This window comes from Pedobacter sp. BAL39 (assembly GCF_000170795.1).
Lineage (GTDB): Bacteria > Bacteroidota > Bacteroidia > Sphingobacteriales > Sphingobacteriaceae > Pedobacter.
The window spans coordinates 22,095-39,318 of sequence record NZ_ABCM01000028.1; the positions used below are offsets into that span (position 1 = coordinate 22,095).

Here is a 17,224-nt window from a genome sequence, read left to right on the forward strand (position 1 = left end):
AGGCAGCACCCACGCCAGTTGAAAAAAAATATTATTTTTTTGAAAATCTTTAGCGGAACTGCTGAAAAGAAGTATGATTTGACAGCGCAGTACCCTGGTCAGACCAGCAGGCTGAAAAAAATGGAGAACCTGCCCAGGTCCAGTTTCAGCTTTTTCAAGCCTTTATTGATCTGGTTTTCGACGGTCTTTTCTGATATGCCCAGGCGGATGGCGATGTCCTTGTTGCTCAGGTGTTCATTTCTGCTCAGCTGAAAAACCTCGCGGCATCGTGCCGGCAGCTCTTCCACAAAGCGGTCTATGATCTCTTTCAATTCTTTTACTTCCAGGGTTTCATCGGGAAAAGCTGTATCCAGCTCTATTTTTGGGATCCGCAGGTAGAAAGACTCGCGTACTTTGCCGTTCCGGATATAATTGGCCACCTTATATTTCACTGCTACCTGCAGATAGGCTTTTAAGGAGCGTACCTGCAGGTCTGCCCGGTGTTCCCATACCCAGATAAACACCTCCTGTAAAACATCCAGACATAAATCCTCATCTTTCAGGACATTAAAGGCGGACCGGTACAGTATTGACCAGTAACGTTCATAGATTTCGTTAAATGCCGCGTCATCCTTTTTCATCAGAATGACCAAATCCTGATCACTATATCCGCCGTAAGCAGTCATATTCATTTATCCCCGCCTAAAACTAGCAAATTTTAAAGCGATTTCTAAAAAAACGGCATAAAAAACGTTATCCGGTGTAGTCCAGGATTTTTTCCATCAGGTCTGACTCCGAAAAAGGCTTGACAATGTAGTCATTCAAGCCTGAAGACATATAAATTGCATGAGATTCACTGGAAATTTGTCCGGTAATGGCAATAACGGGCATATTCGCTTTCTTAAGGTCATCCATCCTGCGAATTTGCTTCGTCAGCTCAAGACCATCCATCACTGGCATCTGAATATCTGTTAAGACCATATCGTAAGCCCTGCCTTTCAACATCTCCAATGCCTCATGCCCATCGCTCGCAGTATCGTAACTGATACCGAGTTTCTTAAATATCATCTTGATCACCAACAGGTTCATATCAGAATCATCCACCACCAACAGATGAATTTCCTTAAATCGGTCACTGCTCAGCAGCGGCGTCTGCTCATTCACGGTATCCTCGGTATCCTTTACAGCGATAGCGTAGGGCAGCTCGATGTGAAAGGCAGTACCCTTATTCAGGGTACTCTCTACATGGATGTTACCCTTGTGTAACTCTACCAGCTTTTTACTAATGGGAAGGCCCAGTCCGGATCCCTTTTGCCAGTCTATGCGTTTTGAATTGATCACCTGCGAAAACTCGTTAAAGATGGTCGGCAGGTTTTCCGCTGCAATGCCAATGCCGGTATCGGTCACACTGATCAACAGGATGGCCTGCTCATGATCATTCCTTTTCACATTCACCGCAACACTTACCTTTCCTTTATCCGTAAACTTGATGGCGTTCGCAATCAGGTTCATTACGATCTGCTTCAGGCGGTATGGATCGCCATACAGCAGCAGGTCCGGGGCATCTTCATCTAACAACTCCAGTGTCAGTTTTTTCTGATCCGCGAGCACTTTCGCCGTATCCCTGAGTTCCCTTAGGACACGTTTGTACTTGAAAGGTGTTTTTGCCAGCGACAGTTTTCCGGTCTCCAGTCTGGAGAAGTCAAGCACCTCGTTTACTGCCGACAGCAGCATGGACGAGGAGTTATCCAGCAGCTTTGACATTGCGCGCTGGTCGTCGTTCAAAGGTGTCGATTTCAGCTGCTCAGAAACGCCGATGATGGCGTTCAGCGGCGTACGCATCTCATGACTGATACTGGTAAAAAAACGGGATTTACTGATGACCTGTTCTTTCACCTGCAGGTTGGCTTTCAATGTTTTATTATAAGAACGATACAACTGCAACAGCAGTAAGATGATCGCAATGTAGGCCAGTATGCTCAGGCTAAAGTTAACCTGACGTGATTTATCGATATTTTCCAGGGAATGCTCCGCATTATTCTTGATGGCTTCCTGTTCCTGATCGGCCGCAGCACGTTCTCTTGTCCGAAACTCCAGAAACAGCTGCTGGATGTTTTTGAAGATCCCCTCATTAAGGTTCAAAACCGCCTGCTCCTTATTTGTCAACTGTTTTTTATTCTTTTTGAGGTCGTCAAAAAGTTTTGCATAAAAGGCGCGGATCTTTTCCTGCTCTTGCTGGGCAGAAGAACTGACGTCAGTACCTCTTTGCTCATAGGTTACCTCCGTATGCACTGTTTTCACCGAGTCCTTGGCTTGTTCTTTATTGACAATTGCATTTTTCAGGCGTTTGAAAAAACGTTCCTTTTTTACTTCCGGTTCTTTCCTTACCTCTTCCACCTTCACCGTCTTCTTTAACACCTTGTTGGGATAAGACTTGAACTCAGGAACATTAGGGGTGATTTTCATCAGCTCTACTTCTGTATTGACGTTGGTCAGGGAATCCGTTAGTCTTTTGATCTGACTGTACAACTTCAGCTGTCCTTTTTTATGCGCCAGTCCAGCCTTAATTTCCCCTGAAAGGCTTTGCTCCTCGTTGCGATACAAATCCTCCAGCAGATGGGCTGCAAGCCTGACCTCCCGGGCGTATTTTTTAAAATAAAGGGTGTCCCACGCCGTGGTGTAAAGCCGGAAATCATTTTCCGCCGCCTGCAAACAAAGGGTAATGCTATCCAGAACTGCAATCTTCCGGCTATTCCTGTCCATTCCATGTATGCTGGTTACCAATGCACCCTGTTCAGTCCGTTGCAGGTAAGAATTCCTCAACAGCAATGCAATGAACAATAAGATGATGGCAGAAATGATGATAAAAGAACGTTGTTTGAATTTCATTAACGGGAAAACTAGACAAATTTATTTGGTTATAACAGACGATCAATTGAATTGATTATCAAGGAGCTTAATCGGTAGCAAAGGTAAACATTATTCTTAAAAACTCTAAGCCACATTTCCGGTATGGACCTGATGTGACATCATTTTTACTTGTTGACAGAATATCAATCACACACCTGCACCGCAGAGCATATAACCCAGAATGGGCTGACATTTTTCCGAGCAGGCCACCTGAAAGTCACCTTCACGACGATGCCCGGAGGCAGTTTCTTTTCCCCAGAAGAACTCTGCCAGGCTCAATGGCTTTAGCTGGTGAATCGCCGCGTAATTGAGTAGCTTAGGTGCACAGCAGTCGCCCGTCCCTACCGGAATGCCCTTACTGGTATTAAATGCTCCCTGCAGGCTACGTTGCTCTCCCTTGAAATTATGGAGGGTATAAAGTGCATATAACCTGGCCAGCACACCTTGCGACACGATGCGGCGTTCAGCTACCTTTTCCAGCCATTCTTTGGATCCTTTCCGGAGTCCACTGATGAGGTCGGTAAGTGGATGGATGTCCACATCGCCCGCTGAAACTGTTGCTTTAAACCGATGCTCATCTACCAGTGGCGGCACCCAGTTGTCCACATTCCAGACGCCGTTGTGGCGGGATGAAAAGGCACGCAGCACGACTTCCTTACCTTGCCGGTCCTCACAGACCAATATCCCGAACATCCTGCCCCGCATCTCCGAGTACAGCACATCCGTGCTCAACAAAGGATTGGCAAGAGCCTCCGGCAGGTCAAAATCAATGCGCTGGTGTTGGCGCAATTGCTCCATCAGCTCATAACAATACGGAATGGCCTGTGCTGAGGGAAGTGAATGTACGGTCTGACAGTCTTTGCAGTACCCAAAACAATAATGCATTAAAAATCCAGGTTGATCAATACTTTAATACTCATAAAAGTCATCACCAGGACAACAAATACACCAAATAAGGTGAGCCATAATGGATGTTTGTAATCGCCAACAATCTTCACCTTGTATGCTGCAAACAAAATGGTTGCCAGCGTTACGGGCAGAATAAATCCGTTTGCTGCCCCAGCGAAGATCAGCAGCGTCACCGGCTTACCAACAGCCACAAAGATAAGGGTAGAAATCAGGATAAAAGCAATGATCACCTTATTTTCGTGTTTTTCAATCCGGGGACTGAACGACTTGATGAAAGATACAGATGTATAGGCAGACCCGATTACGGAGGTGATTGCAGCAGAAAACATGACCAGTCCAAAAAGGCGGTAGCCCATATTTCCTGCAGCCAGGTGAAAGACGGATCCCGTAGGATCTTCCGCATTAATGGTCAATCCTTTGCTGATGACGCCAAGACAGGCAAGAAAAAGAAAGATGCGTACCAGCGACGCGACTGAGACACCCATAATGGCGCTGCTGGTCACCTGCTTCAACACCGCCTGACCTTTAATTCCTGCATCCAGCAGGCGGTGACCTCCGGAAAAAGTAATGTAACCACCAACCGTTCCTCCGACGAGGGTAACGATGGTCACCAGGTCAATCTTAGCCGGAAAAACCGTCCTCAATGCAGCCTCTCCAAAGGGCGGCGCCGAGGTAAATGCGATATAAATAATCACCAGGATCATCACAAACCCCATAAACTGGGCAAACCTGTCCATCGCCTTACCTGCTTCCCTAATCAGGAAAATCGCTATGGCCATGGCAGCAGAGATGAGTGCTCCGTAAGCTACGGGAATGCCCAGCAAGGCCTGCAGGCCCATGCCGGCACCGGCAATATTACCGATATTGAAGGCAAAACCGCCAAGCACAATGAGCAGCGAGATCATGTTTCCCAAACCAGGGAGCAGCAGATTGGCGATGTCCTGCGCCCGCTTTTCAGACACTGCGATCACCCGCCAGATGTTCATCTGCACACCGATATCAATGATAATTGAGGTCAGGATGACAAAGCCAAAGCTGGCACCAAGCAGCTGAGTAAAAACGGTAGTCTGCGTTAAAAAACCGGGACCGATTGCCGAAGTAGCCATTAAAAATGCGGCTCCCATCAGCACGCTGGTGTTCTTTACAGGTTTCATTAAAGATTGATGGTTAAAAGTTAATTAATGCTTAAACGCTGAAGTTATGACAATTCCTTCCAGATGAAAGGTCTCATGGATACGCCTGGCAAAACCGGCAGCGTGGAGCCCGTCGCCATGAATGCAAATGGTATCGGCATGAATCCCAACCGGCACCTGCTGTCTGGACATCACCGTTCCCTGCTTAACCATTTTTACCACCTGGGCAATCGCCTGATCGACGTCATCAATCAAAGCCCCCTGCTGTCCACGGGGCGTCAACGTACCGTCGTCCTGATAACTGCGGTCGGCAAAAACCTCATGAGCAACGTTAAGCCCCAGCGTTGTGCCCGCCTTGACGAGTGCCGATCCGGAAAGCCCGTATAACCTAAGCTCCGGATTTACCCGATATATCGCCTCGGCAATGGCCATGGCCAGTCGCTCATCCTTAGCAGCCATATTGTACAGCGCGCCATGAGGTTTAACATGGTGCATCCTTCCTCCCTCTGCAGTCACAAATGCAGAGAGCGCACCGATCTGGTATACCACCATTTCGTACGCTTCATCGGTGTTGACCTTGATTTCTCGGCGTCCAAATCCCTGCAAGTCCGGTAATCCGGGGTGGGCACCAATGGCAAGCCCCTGTTCCAGGGCCATCTTCACTGTTTTCCTCATCACTGCGGGGTCACCACCGTGAAAACCACAGGCAATATTTACTGAGGAGAGGTATGGAAAAACGGCGGCATCATTGCCAATGTGATAAGCACCGAAGCTTTCTCCCACATCACAGTTCAGGTCCACGCTAAAAGCATCAGCCATTTGTAGGATATTTAAAGGTCATTATTTGGATATTTAAAAGTCATCGTTTGTTTAAGTTGTTTCAGCTGCAGTTCCATCTGAACAAATAGCAACTGTGCTTCCGCTAATGTAACCAATTCAAAGGTAATCTGGTCACCCTGCTGCATCTGCGCGAGCCTGGACAAGTCTGCAGTAATGACATGTGCGATCCTGGGATAACCACCGGTGGTCTGATGATCAGCCATGAGCACAATGGGGTCGCCCACTGATGTCACCTGAATCGTTCCGAAAGCTACGGCCGAAGAAAGCATGTCCCGCTGTTCCCTTAGTTTCAATGCATGCCCGGACAAACAATAGCCCATCCGGTCGGCAGCCTTCCCTACTTCAAAGCCCTCTGTAAAAAATGAAAACACGCTTTGCTCAGTAAACAAATCAAATTCAGGCCCTTTGATCACCCTGATGGTCTGGCCTTCAATAGGACGATAGACCTCAGGAGCAAGGCTCCAGTTAAGCTGCGCGGGTGGAGCTACTGATTTCTCGACCGCAAATGGAATCCGGTCTCCGCTTTTCAGGGCCCGCCCCTGCCAGCCTCCAAAGGCAGCCTTCAGGTGCGTGGACTTGCTCCCCAGTAGCTCAGGAACGTCAAATCCACCCGCAACGAGCAGGTAACAGCGGCATCCTGAAACAGCCGCAGCGAAAGTAAGGCGGTCGCCCGCAGCAACCCGTATTGGCCGCCATAAGGGGATAGCATCGCCATTAATCTTCGCTGAAAGGTCAGCACCAGCAAGCAGTATCAGTCGATTGCTTTCAAATTCAATCGCCGGTCCCAGAACTGTACACTCCAGTCCCGCGCTACCTTCAGGATTACCAAGGAGGATATTGCCCAGACGCAATGCAAAAGCATCCATAGCTCCCGAAGGGGTAATCCCATCTTTCCGGTGAGCCATTCTCCCCAGATCCTGCACCGTACTCAGCAACCCGGCCTTCAACACATGGATGCCTTTTCCTTTTTTGGCCTGATTTTCTTCGGCAGGTACTTTTTTCTCTTTTAAAAGCTTATGATAATTGTCTTCAGTTATCGACACAAAACGGAGCCTGTCGCCGGCTTTAAGCAAAGCAGGCGGATTTCTGTTCCTATCAAACAAGTCTGCGGCAGTCCTGCCGATGATCTGCCATCCACCCGGACTTTCCATAGGATAGATGCCCGTTTGCTGCCCCGCAATTCCAACAGCACCGGACGCGATTTTTGCCCTGGGGCTGTCTTTCCTTGGTACGGCAAGCGCAGGGTCCATCCCCCCGAGATAAGGAAAGCCTGGCGTAAAGCCAATCATATACACCAGGTACTCGACATCAGAATGACGGCGAATGACTTCTGCAACACTCAATCCGGTATGCTGCGCGACAACATCCAGGTCAGGTCCATACTCACCACCGTAGATCACCGGGATCTCTACCACCTCAGTAGGCTCCTCAACTGCTTCAGCAAGTAAAACTGCCTTCAGTTTTTTTTCAAGGAGAGCCTTCAGTTTGACATAACCAATCAGCAGTGGATCATAATAAATACTGATGTTGGCGAATGCAGGCACATAGCCCAGGAGCCAATCAAATGATTGCTCCTCGAGATAGGCACTGATCGCCCGTAATTTACGATTCGTGACTGTTGCGATGACCGCATCGAACTGAATGACGATCGCGGCGTCACCAAGTGGATAAAATTGCAGTGCTTCAGAGGGATGGACCTGGGCTGTTGTCATGATCAAACATTTAGACAATAAGATAAATGAAAAACATTAAGCTAGATGGAGTAAAGTACCGGGCTCCACCTCATAAGGAGATTTTCCGGCTTCAAAGATCCTGGAAGGTCTGCTTCCGGATGTCCGGACCTCCGTTCCCCTCAGGCGGATCCAGCTGCCCTCCCTAAGGCCGACCACCGGCGTATTATTGAATACATGAAATTCTTTGATCCTTGTTTCCCTGGTCTCCCCATTATGTTTGCTGTTTGGGTCTGGATCCAGGTAATGGGCATTGATATTAAAAGACATGAGCCCCATGGTACGGAAATCCGGCGGGTAAACAATCGGCATATCATTGGTATTCTGCATATTGACACCGCCTATATTGCTCCCGGCGCTCGTTCCAAGATAAGGCGTACCCTTTTCGACAGCGAGCTTCATCAGATCCATCAGCCCCTGTTCATGAAGCATCTTCACCAGCAAAAAGGTATTTCCACCCCCGGTAAAGATGGCCTGTGCTTCGCTGACGGCCGCCGCAGGATCACTAAAAGTATGTAATCCAGTTACCCTGATGTTCAAACCCGAAAATGTGGTGGCAACGAGTGTCGTATAATCATCATGGCTGATTCCCCCTGGTCTTGCGTACGGCACAAATAACAGTTCAGTGACGCCCTTAAAGAAATTTCTTAGCTCGGGCAACAGGTAAGCGAGGTACTCTTCGCCATGCAGCGTAGATGTACTGGCGAGAATGACATTTTTCATATGATCAAATTTGTAAATTTTTCAGCTTTATAGGTTGTAATTTGTCAGATAAAAAAGAAAGCGTATTACTTTTGTCATCCGCGACTAAAGATTGCGCGTATATGGAATGATATCATTTATGGTGTTATCATAATTTTATTAAATTGCAGACAAATATTTAGTGCATGCAACCAAATGCCCTTGCTGTTTCGGATAAATTTAGAAAGATGGCCATCAGGTCCATTCTCTCTATTTTGCTGTTCCTGGCAACCTATCTGTTTCTGATCATTACAGCCGTAGCGATAGTTGGCTTATGTGCCTGGGATGGTTATGCACTGATGACCTTTTACCCAAGCTTTGTCACGCTGATGCTTGGCGCGGGATTGATCAGCATGAGCCTGATGATTCTCTTTTTCCTGATCAAATTCATCTTCAGCACAGAGAAAAAAGACAACAGCCACCTTGTGGAGCTCAAGGCTGAAGAACAGCCGGAATTGTTCAGGCTGATACAGGTGGTGGTCAATGAAGTCAATACAGACTTCCCTCATAAAGTTTATCTTTCTTCAGAGGTCAATGCGTCCGTTTCCTATGTATCTAATTTCTGGAGCATGTTCTTTCCGGTACGTAAAAACCTCCAGATTGGCATGGGCCTGTTAAATGCGGTTTCTAAAACTGAGTTTAAGGCTATACTGGCGCATGAGTTCGGGCATTTCAGTCAGCGTAGCATGCGTGTAGGCAGCTATGTGTACAATGCCAACATGGTCATGTACAACATGCTTTACGACAGCAAAGGGTATAAAGCCACACTAAAACAATGGTCTGAGGCCAGCTCATATTTCAATTTCTTTTCCAGCATTGCCATATGGATGGTTACTGCCATTCAGGGTCTGCTGAAAAAGATCTACGAGATCGTTAACATTAATTATCTGGCTTTGTCGAGGGAAATGGAGTTTCATGCAGATGCTGCCGCCGCACGCGTGGCGGGCTCACAGCCGATGATCAATGCCTTATTAAGGATTGAGCTGGCAGAACAATCCCTCGGCGTAGTATTCAGCTATTATAACGGCAAGATTGCCGAAGCAAAAAAAACAGACAATTTTTATCCGCAGCAGTATTTCGTGATGAAGCAAAGAGCTGCCGCGGAGCATTTTATCCTGGAAGATGGCCTGCCGCAGATTTCTGCAGACCACTACCGCAAGCTGAACAGCACTAAACTCGTCCTCAAAGACCAATGGTCATCACATCCTTCAAATTACGACAGGATCAATGCGCTGAATATCCTCAATCAACCGGAGCGCCCCGAGGCAGCCGGTATAGCGATCGATCTGCTCAGCAACAAGGAAGAATTACAAAAGGCCATTACTTTTAAGACCTTCCTGAGCGTCTTGTTCCCTGAAAAAGCAACCATAGAGGGGCTGGAAATCTTCTCGTCAGAATATACAAACCAACCGCAAAATGTATCTTTTCCACGTTTATATAATGGTTATTTCAACAAAAGAGAACCTTATCACGCCTTTGCTGTGGACAGCTTCAAACTTCCTGAACAGCCCGAAGTAAAGGACATCTCCCTGTTGCTGGACGACCAGTCTGTTGGCACCCTTCATACCTTAAATACCATGATCTTGGATCTGGCAACGGTAGAACGTATTGCCTCTGGTAAAACCGCCATGCAGACTTTCGACTACGATGGCCGAAAGTACACCACTGAAGAATGCCCGACACTGATCCAGAGCTTAAGATATGAAATCAGCACCTTTGAAGAAGTACTGGACAAAAGAGACCAGGACATCTTCAGTTATTTTCTCCATACCGCCTCAGAACAGGGCAAATTAACGCCCTTCAAAAAGGAATGTCTGGACTACCAGACGATCTGCAAAGCGTTTAAGGTACAACAGCAGATTTACCTGGAGTTGAGTAACGCCACACGTTTCCTGAAAATCACCACACCTTTCACGGAGATCATGAGAAACATGCAGCGGGTCAAAACACTGGAACAGGAGTTTATCAGGCAGCTTGAATTTATCCTAAACAATTCTCTGTACGAGTCAGAGCTCACAGATACCTTCAAGGGACACCTGAATGAGTACCTTGCTAAAGACTGGAAGTATTATGATAATGAAAGCTATTTTGACCTCGAACTGAAAATGCTGATCCAGGCGATGACATCGTTTTACACCATCATTATAAATAAGTATTTAAGGCAGAAAAAAACGCTGCTGGAATTCCAGGCAGCGCTTTCAGAAAATCAATCTATGGTGGCCTCAGCTTAAGGCTTATTTTTCTCTGCAGGAACCTTCAATGCGGAGTCAGTACTTAGGGGAACCCCAAAATTCGGAGATCCATCCTTGTTCCAATAAAAACGCTGGGCCCGTGGCGAGCGAAAACCGCCGCAGCCCTGTCCAGGTTTTGAGTTCGCGTGGTACAAAATCCAGTCTTCTTTCCCATCAGGAGATTTGAAGAAGGAGTTGTGCCCAGGAGCATAAACGCCGTTCTCCGGAGACTGCTTAAATACAGGCTTTTCAGATTTCACCCATGCTTTGGCATCCATGGGGTCTTTACCCTTCAGGCGCAACATCCCCAATGCATAAAAATCCGTCCAGCAACCACTTGCGGAGTATATTAAAAAGAGCTTGTCGTCATTGATGAGGATCTGAGGCCCTTCATTCACGGAAACATGGGGCGGCTGACTGTTTGCACCAAGGTCGCCATGCAGTTCCCATTCGTACTCAGGCCCGGAGATCTTCTGACGTTCCCCTTTTATGGTCCATGGGTTTTCCATTTTAGCGATGTAAATCTGCTGTTTCCCATTGCTGTCTCCCTCCCATCCTGACCAGATCATATACAGTTGTTTATGGAAGACAAATACGGATCCGTCAATTGCCCACTTATTGCTCGCATCAGCTACCTTTCCCTTCAGGACCCAGTTTTCAGACATGGGGTCCTCATCCAGATTTTCGAGTACATACATTCTATGGTGGTTGTTGTCGCCATCGTCGGCAGCAAAGTACATGTACCATTTGTTGTTGATTCTGTGTAGCTCAGGAGCCCAGATCTCCTTCGAATAATGCTGACCAGCCGGTGGCACATAAATGGTTTTCTTTTCAGCCTTGACCAGCTCCTCCAGTTTTTTCGTTTTCCAGATCACCAGTCTGGAACCCGTAGTCTGTGTGTAGTAATAATAACCATTGTAATAAATGCTCCATGGATCTGCACCGGAGGGCAGCAAGGGGTTGGTAAATGTCCTGCCCTGTGCAAGTGTCTGCTGCGAGGCAAAGCAGCAACAAAGCAGCAGCAGCATGCTGAATTTGATGTAAATTTTTGGTTTCATGTTGTGTCTCATTCAGGTGTGTACTGATAAATAAATGTAGGTTTTTATTTCAATCAGCACCAACTCCTGCACCAAAACATTTTGTAACAAAAAAGGCAACCTCATGAGGCTGCCTTTCAAAAATCGTATATTATTACCTGAACATCAAACGATTAACCTTGTTTCTCTAACCATTCTCTTGCATTCACAAAAGCTTCGATCCAAGGAGAAACCTCATCTTTACGTCCAGCAGGATAGTTTGCCCAGTGCCATTGAAAAATGGAACGTTCAATATGAGGCATCATGACCAGGTGTCTTCCTGAAACATCACTCATCATTGCCGTATTATAGTCGGAGCCATTCGGATTCGCAGGATAGCTTTCATAACCATACTTGGCAACGATGTTATACTGATCTTCCGCATATGGCAGATGGAACTTTCCTTCACCGTGTGATACCCATACCCCAAGCGTACTTCCCGCCAGCGTAGATAACATCACGGAGTTGTTTTCCTGAATAGTCAGTGAAGTAAAGATGCTTTCATGTTTATGGCTGTCATTGTGCAGCATCTTAGGTTTATCTTCATGATCTTTATTGATCAGCCCCAGCTCAACAAAGAGCTGACATCCGTTGCACACACCCACAGAAAGGGTATCCTCCCGTTTGAAGAAATTCTCCAGGGCAAGTCTAGCACGTTCATTGTAGAGGAAGGCACCTGCCCAACCCTTCGCAGAGCCCAATACATCTGAGTTGGAGAATCCACCCACAGCACCGATAAACTGGATGTCTTCCAGGGTCTCACGACCAGAGATCAAATCCGTCATGTGTACATCCTTCACATCAAACCCGGCAAGGTACATTGCATTTGCCAGCTCACGTTCAGAATTACTTCCTTTTTCCCTCAGCACAGCAGCTTTAGGGCGCGGTTTTGAAGGATCGATTACCGGTTTCTTACCATCAAACTGTAATGGGAAGCTGTAGTTCAGGACATGATTTTTATAGTTGTCAAAACGTTCTTTTGCTTTCAGTTCGCCACTTTGTCTGCGGTCCAGCAGATAAGAGGTTTTGAACCACACGTCACGCAGGTGATCGATATCAAAAGTAAAAATGCTTTGATTATTTTTAACACTCAGGCTTGCCACCGCGGTCACCTCACCGATTTTGTGGAAGGATACACCAGCCGCTTCCAACACGCCTTCCGCCGCCTGATCTGCCTGGAATACCACGCCAATGTTTTCCGAGAACAACAATTTGATGTGATCTTCTTCATTGAGTGTCGACAAGTCAATCGCTGCTCCCAGGTTACGGTCTGCAAAACAAAGCTCTAACAGCGTCGAGATCAGCCCACCACTACCAATATCATGACCCGCCTGGATGTGTCCCGCCTTAATCAATCCCTGAAGGGTATTGAATGCGTTTTTGAACTGAGCAGCATCCTTCACATCCGATGTCTGGGTACCGATCCTGTTCAATATCTGTGCAAAAGAAGAACCGCCAAGCTGATGTGCATCTCCTGAAAGGTTAATATAATAAATGGCTCCGCCATCTTTTTTCAATACGGGCTCGACCACATTTGTGATGTCATCGCAGTGACCTGCAGCCGAGATAATTACCGTACCCGGCGCAATTACTTCCGCATCAGGATACTTTTGTTTCATCGACAGGGAGTCCTTACCAGTAGGGATATTGATGCCCAGGCTGATGGCAAATTCAGAACATGCTTTTACCGCCTCATAGAGACGCGCATCCTCCCCTTCGTTTTTACAGGCCCACATCCAGTTGGCAGAAAGAGAAACACTCTCCAGTCCGTCTTTCAATGGTGCCCATACAATGTTGGACAAAGATTCCGCAATGGCATTGCGGCTTCCTGCAGCGGCATCAATCAGTGCCGATACCGGTGAATGACCTACTGAAGTTGCGATCCCATCTTTACCCTGGAAATCAAGTGCCATCACACCACAGTTGTTCAATGGCAATTGCAGCGGGCCGGCACATTGCTGTTTAGCTACCCTGCCACCTACACAGCGGTCAACCTTATTGGTCAGCCAGTCTTTCGAAGCCACAGCTTCCAGCTGAAGCACCTGCTCCAGGTACTCATTGATTTTCTCCTGCTGATATACCAGGGGCTGATATTTTCTATCTATCGTCTGGTCTTCCATCACCACTTTAGGTGAACTTCCGAACATGTCTTTCAGTTCAAGGTCCATTGGCTTGAGGCCAGTGGTTTTTGAGGCAAAGGTAAAACGGTGATCACCGGTAACATCACCCACAGTATACATCGGGCTGCGTTCACGATCTGCGATTTTATGCAGCGTATCGATACTTTCCTGTCCAATGACAAGGCCCATACGCTCCTGAGATTCGTTACCTATAATCTCTTTAGCAGACAAAGTTGGATCCCCTACAGGAAGTTTGTCCAGGTCAATAAGACCACCTGTTTCTTCTACCAGCTCGGAAAGACAGTTTAAATGTCCTCCGGCACCGTGATCATGAATAGAAATAATGGCATTCACGTCGCTTTCTACCATACCACGAACCGTATTGGCGGCACGTTTTTGCATTTCCGGGTTGGAACGTTGTACCGCATTCAGCTCAATGCTCGAGCCCAGCTCGCCCGTATCAGCAGAAGATACCGCAGCACCTCCCATACCAATGCGGTAGTTCTCGCCACCAAGGATGACGATCTTATCTCCCGCAGCCGGTTTTTTCTTCTGTGCCTGATCCGCTTTACCATAACCGATACCACCGGCCAGCATGATCACTTTGTCAAAACCCAGTTTCCTGTTTTCTTCCTCATGCTCAAAAGTCAGCACAGAACCTGTAATCAGTGGCTGCCCAAATTTGTTACCAAAATCAGAAGCACCATTGGAGGCTTTGATCAGGATGTCCATTGGTGTCTGATAAAGCCATTTTCTTTCTTCCACACCTTGCTCCCAGGGACGGTTTTCTTCAAGACGCGACAAGGCAGTCATGTATACTGCTGTTCCGGCAAGCGGCAGGGAACCCTGACCACCAGCAAGCCTATCGCGGATTTCCCCTCCAGAACCTGTAGCAGCACCATTGAAAGGCTCCACAGTAGTTGGGAAGTTATGCGTCTCTGCCTTCACGGAGATGACAGCATCAAATTCTTTTACTTCATAATAATCAGGCACATCCGCTCTTTTAGGAGCAAACTGCTGTACCCTTGGCCCCTTTACAAAGGCCACATTGTCTTTATATGCCGAAACAATCCCGTTAGGGTTTGCTTCTGATGTTTTGCGGATCAGTTTGAATAACGATGATGGCTGCTCCTCGCCGTCAATGACGAAGGTTCCGTTGAAGATTTTATGTCGACAGTGTTCTGAGTTGACCTGTGAAAATCCGAAGACCTCAGAATCCGTCAAAGGACGCCCCAGGCTGTCAGAAAGACCGTTCAGGTAAGCCACCTCTTCCTCGCTCAGAGACAAACCTTCCTGCTTGTTATAAGCAGCAATATCACTGACTTCCAGGATGGCTTCCGGCTGGATATTGGTGGTAAACACATCCTGGCCTAATCCCTCATAACGTTGAAATAACATATGATCAAAATCAGCCGCTTCATCAGTCACCTTCTCAAACTCCTCAATCCGGATGATGTCCTGAATGTCCATGTTCTGCGTAATCTCTACCGCATTTGTGCTCCATGGCGTAACCATAGCCGCTCTTGGACCTACAAAAGAACCCGTTAAGGATGTTTCTGTGTTAACTTGTGCGCCCCCAAACAGCCAGCTCAATTTAGAAATATCTGATGGTGTCAGGCTTCGGTTGATTTGCAGGACGAAGGTCTTGCTTAATGTGGTTTCGAAGAAAAAAATCATATTCATATAACTGGCCGCAAAGATACTTTAAAAAGTAGAATAACCCATTGTAATTATTGAAAATACATCAGTTTTTGCCCCTCTTATAGCTGCAATCCCAATTTTTTAACAGGATTATGATTAAAGCTTTTATATTTACAATTACAGGTATCTACCTCATGTACCATAACAACCAATATAAGCCGATGAAATCCATTTTAAGACCTTTACTACTGACAATTGCTGTTCCCCTGAGTATACTGACCACAACCTCCTCAGCCCAGTATGTTAATGCCGTCATTCCAGGCGATTTTGCAGACCCTTCCCTGATCAGAAAAGGGAACCGATATTTCGCCATCGGCACCTCTTCAGAATGGGCGCCTCATTTCCCGATGTTCAGCTCCTCCAACCTGAAAGACTGGAAACAGCTTGGCTACGTGTTTGACAAGGCCCCGGAATGGACTGGTGGTTCCTTCTGGGCACCAGAATATTATTTTCATAAGGGCACCTACTTTGTCTATTATACTGCCAGGCGCAAAAGCGATGGCATTTCCTGCATCGGTGTAGCCAGCTCCAAATACCCGGACCGCGGTTTTAAAGACCATGGCATCCTGATTGAACACGGGAAAGAAGCCATTGATGCCTTTGTATTCAACGATAATGGTCAGCTTTATATCAGCTTCAAAGCCTATGGGCTTGATGGCAGGCCTATTGAAATCCTGGGCAGTAAATTGTCTGACGACGGCCTTTCCTTAACGGGCGAGTTGTTCAGCATGATGAAAGATACTGAAGGAAAGGGACTTGAGGGACAAAGTATCCTGAAGAAAGACGATTATTATTACTTCTTTTACTCTGCGGGGGCCTGCTGCGGCAGCCAGTGTGACTACAACGTAGGCGTAGCCAGGTCAAAAACCTTCCAGGGTCCATACGAGAAGTATGATCAAAACCCGATACTACAGGAAAATGAGTTCTGGAAATGTTCGGGACATGGTACTTTTGTGGAAAACCCGGAGGGGAAAACCTTTTACCTCTACCATGCTTACCATAAACAAAGCAGCGTTTTTACAGGAAGACAAGGTTTAGTCGCTGAACTCCAATGGTCTGGAAAAAATGAATGGCCCAAATTTAAAGAAAGTAATGATCCTCAGACATTTCAGGCATCCGCTTATGATGTCCATGAAACTTTTACAGGGAAAACTCCTTCCCGGTTCTGGCAATGGGATTTCAGGAATTCAACACCTGTACTGAATCAGCAAAAGGGAACACTTCACTTATCCGGGAGTTATAAGGAAAATAATGCTTCGGGTGTGGTAGCTACATTAAGGCCCGTCGCAGCGGCTTATGAAATGACCGTAACCGTACACAATCAGAATGATGCCCTGAAGGGACTGGTGATCTATGGGGATGCCAACCAGGCAATTGGTGTGGGTGCTGAAGGTGACAGCTTGAAATTCTGGATGGCCAAAGACAACAAAACAACGATATTGAGCACATCTTCAATTGCGCACCCAAAACTGCCGGTACAATTGAAGCTGAAAACTGATGAGGATGCACATTGCCGTGTCTATTGGAAACAAAAAGATGGCGGGTGGCAAGAACTAAAAGAGGGAGCGCAGGCAGCAGGAATTTCCTTCCTTCCACCATGGGACAGAAGCCCGAGACCCGGATTAAATTTTAAAGGTGCCTCCGGACAAGAAGCTGTATTCGCAGATTTCAGTCTGGTTTATACGGCCAAAGATCAGTAACACACTTTTACTGTAAACTTATTTCAGTATTGGACAGGCACTATGCGCGCTATATGAGCCCTATACGAGGGCTATGGTTGACAAGGGGTTAACAAGGGGATGACGAGGGGTTGGCAAGGCAAAAGGACCATTTCACCTCATCAACCCCTTGTTA

At 47.0% G+C, this 17,224-nt stretch carries 11 protein-coding genes; 2 read left to right on the forward strand and 9 right to left on the reverse strand.

The window, feature by feature from the left end:
• Positions 1–98 precede the first annotated feature (98 nt).
• The 7 genes from PBAL39_RS23040 to pepE form a co-directional block, all read right to left on the reverse strand.
• Positions 99–671 carry an RNA polymerase sigma-70 factor gene (locus PBAL39_RS23040; RefSeq protein ID WP_008246238.1) on the reverse strand — a complete coding sequence of 191 codons (573 nt, stop codon included), beginning with the start codon at positions 669–671 and terminating at the stop codon, positions 99–101.
• A gap of 61 nt (positions 672–732) precedes the next feature.
• The gene (locus tag PBAL39_RS23045) at positions 733–2,868 is read right to left on the reverse strand and encodes an ATP-binding protein (RefSeq protein WP_008246248.1); all 2,136 of its coding nucleotides are present in this window, start codon (positions 2,866–2,868) and stop codon (positions 733–735) included.
• A gap of 168 nt (positions 2,869–3,036) precedes the next feature.
• Positions 3,037–3,774 carry a hypothetical protein gene (locus PBAL39_RS23050; RefSeq protein WP_008246250.1) on the reverse strand — a complete coding sequence of 246 codons (738 nt, stop codon included), beginning with the start codon at positions 3,772–3,774 and terminating at the stop codon, positions 3,037–3,039.
• The gene (locus PBAL39_RS23055) at positions 3,774–4,952 is read right to left on the reverse strand and encodes an NRAMP family divalent metal transporter (RefSeq protein ID WP_008246252.1); all 1,179 of its coding nucleotides are present in this window, start codon (positions 4,950–4,952) and stop codon (positions 3,774–3,776) included. Before PBAL39_RS23055 ends, PBAL39_RS23050 begins: the two co-directional genes overlap by 1 nt.
• 24 nt (positions 4,953–4,976) lie before the next feature.
• Positions 4,977–5,750, reverse strand: coding sequence for a LamB/YcsF family protein (locus PBAL39_RS23060; RefSeq protein WP_008246254.1), 774 nt, complete (start codon positions 5,748–5,750; stop codon positions 4,977–4,979).
• A gap of 11 nt (positions 5,751–5,761) precedes the next feature.
• Entirely contained in the window at positions 5,762–7,483 is a 1,722-nt protein-coding gene (gene pxpB / locus PBAL39_RS24930; protein WP_008246259.1) for a 5-oxoprolinase subunit PxpB, read from the reverse strand.
• 36 nt (positions 7,484–7,519) lie between these two features.
• Entirely contained in the window at positions 7,520–8,224 is a 705-nt protein-coding gene (gene pepE / locus PBAL39_RS23070; RefSeq protein ID WP_008246261.1) for a dipeptidase PepE, read from the reverse strand.
• Positions 8,225–8,388: 164 nt separating this feature from the next.
• On the opposite strand from pepE, the gene PBAL39_RS23075 reads away from it, so the two are divergent.
• Positions 8,389–10,473, forward strand: coding sequence for a M48 family metallopeptidase (locus PBAL39_RS23075; RefSeq protein WP_008246262.1), 2,085 nt, complete (start codon positions 8,389–8,391; stop codon positions 10,471–10,473).
• Here PBAL39_RS23075 and PBAL39_RS23080 read toward each other — a convergent pair.
• Positions 10,470–11,531 carry a family 43 glycosylhydrolase gene (locus tag PBAL39_RS23080; protein WP_232283003.1) on the reverse strand — a complete coding sequence of 354 codons (1,062 nt, stop codon included), beginning with the start codon at positions 11,529–11,531 and terminating at the stop codon, positions 10,470–10,472. The genes PBAL39_RS23075 and PBAL39_RS23080 overlap by 4 nt on opposite strands.
• Before the next feature lie 152 nt (positions 11,532–11,683).
• Entirely contained in the window at positions 11,684–15,346 is a 3,663-nt protein-coding gene (purL, locus tag PBAL39_RS23085; RefSeq protein ID WP_039867555.1) for a phosphoribosylformylglycinamidine synthase, read from the reverse strand.
• 185 nt (positions 15,347–15,531) lie between these two features.
• On the opposite strand from purL, the gene PBAL39_RS23090 reads away from it, so the two are divergent.
• Positions 15,532–17,070, forward strand: coding sequence for a glycoside hydrolase family 43 protein (locus tag PBAL39_RS23090; protein WP_039867556.1), 1,539 nt, complete (start codon positions 15,532–15,534; stop codon positions 17,068–17,070).
• Positions 17,071–17,224: the final 154 nt, after the last annotated feature.

Coding starts and splice junctions, on each gene's coding strand:
- PBAL39_RS23080 (WP_232283003.1), bottom strand. CDS start 11,531: ATGAAACCAAAAATTTACATCAAATTCAGCATGCTGCTGCTGCTTTGT.
- PBAL39_RS23045 (WP_008246248.1), bottom strand. CDS start 2,868: ATGAAATTCAAACAACGTTCTTTTATCATCATTTCTGCCATCATCTTA.
- PBAL39_RS23090 (WP_039867556.1), top strand. CDS start 15,532: ATGAAATCCATTTTAAGACCTTTACTACTGACAATTGCTGTTCCCCTG.
- PBAL39_RS23055 (WP_008246252.1), bottom strand. CDS start 4,952: ATGAAACCTGTAAAGAACACCAGCGTGCTGATGGGAGCCGCATTTTTA.
- pepE (WP_008246261.1), bottom strand. CDS start 8,224: ATGAAAAATGTCATTCTCGCCAGTACATCTACGCTGCATGGCGAAGAG.
- pxpB (WP_008246259.1), bottom strand. CDS start 7,483: ATGACAACAGCCCAGGTCCATCCCTCTGAAGCACTGCAATTTTATCCA.
- PBAL39_RS23050 (WP_008246250.1), bottom strand. CDS start 3,774: ATGCATTATTGTTTTGGGTACTGCAAAGACTGTCAGACCGTACATTCA.
- PBAL39_RS23040 (WP_008246238.1), bottom strand. CDS start 671: ATGAATATGACTGCTTACGGCGGATATAGTGATCAGGATTTGGTCATT.
- PBAL39_RS23075 (WP_008246262.1), top strand. CDS start 8,389: ATGCAACCAAATGCCCTTGCTGTTTCGGATAAATTTAGAAAGATGGCC.
- purL (WP_039867555.1), bottom strand. CDS start 15,346: ATGATTTTTTTCTTCGAAACCACATTAAGCAAGACCTTCGTCCTGCAA.
- PBAL39_RS23060 (WP_008246254.1), bottom strand. CDS start 5,750: ATGGCTGATGCTTTTAGCGTGGACCTGAACTGTGATGTGGGAGAAAGC.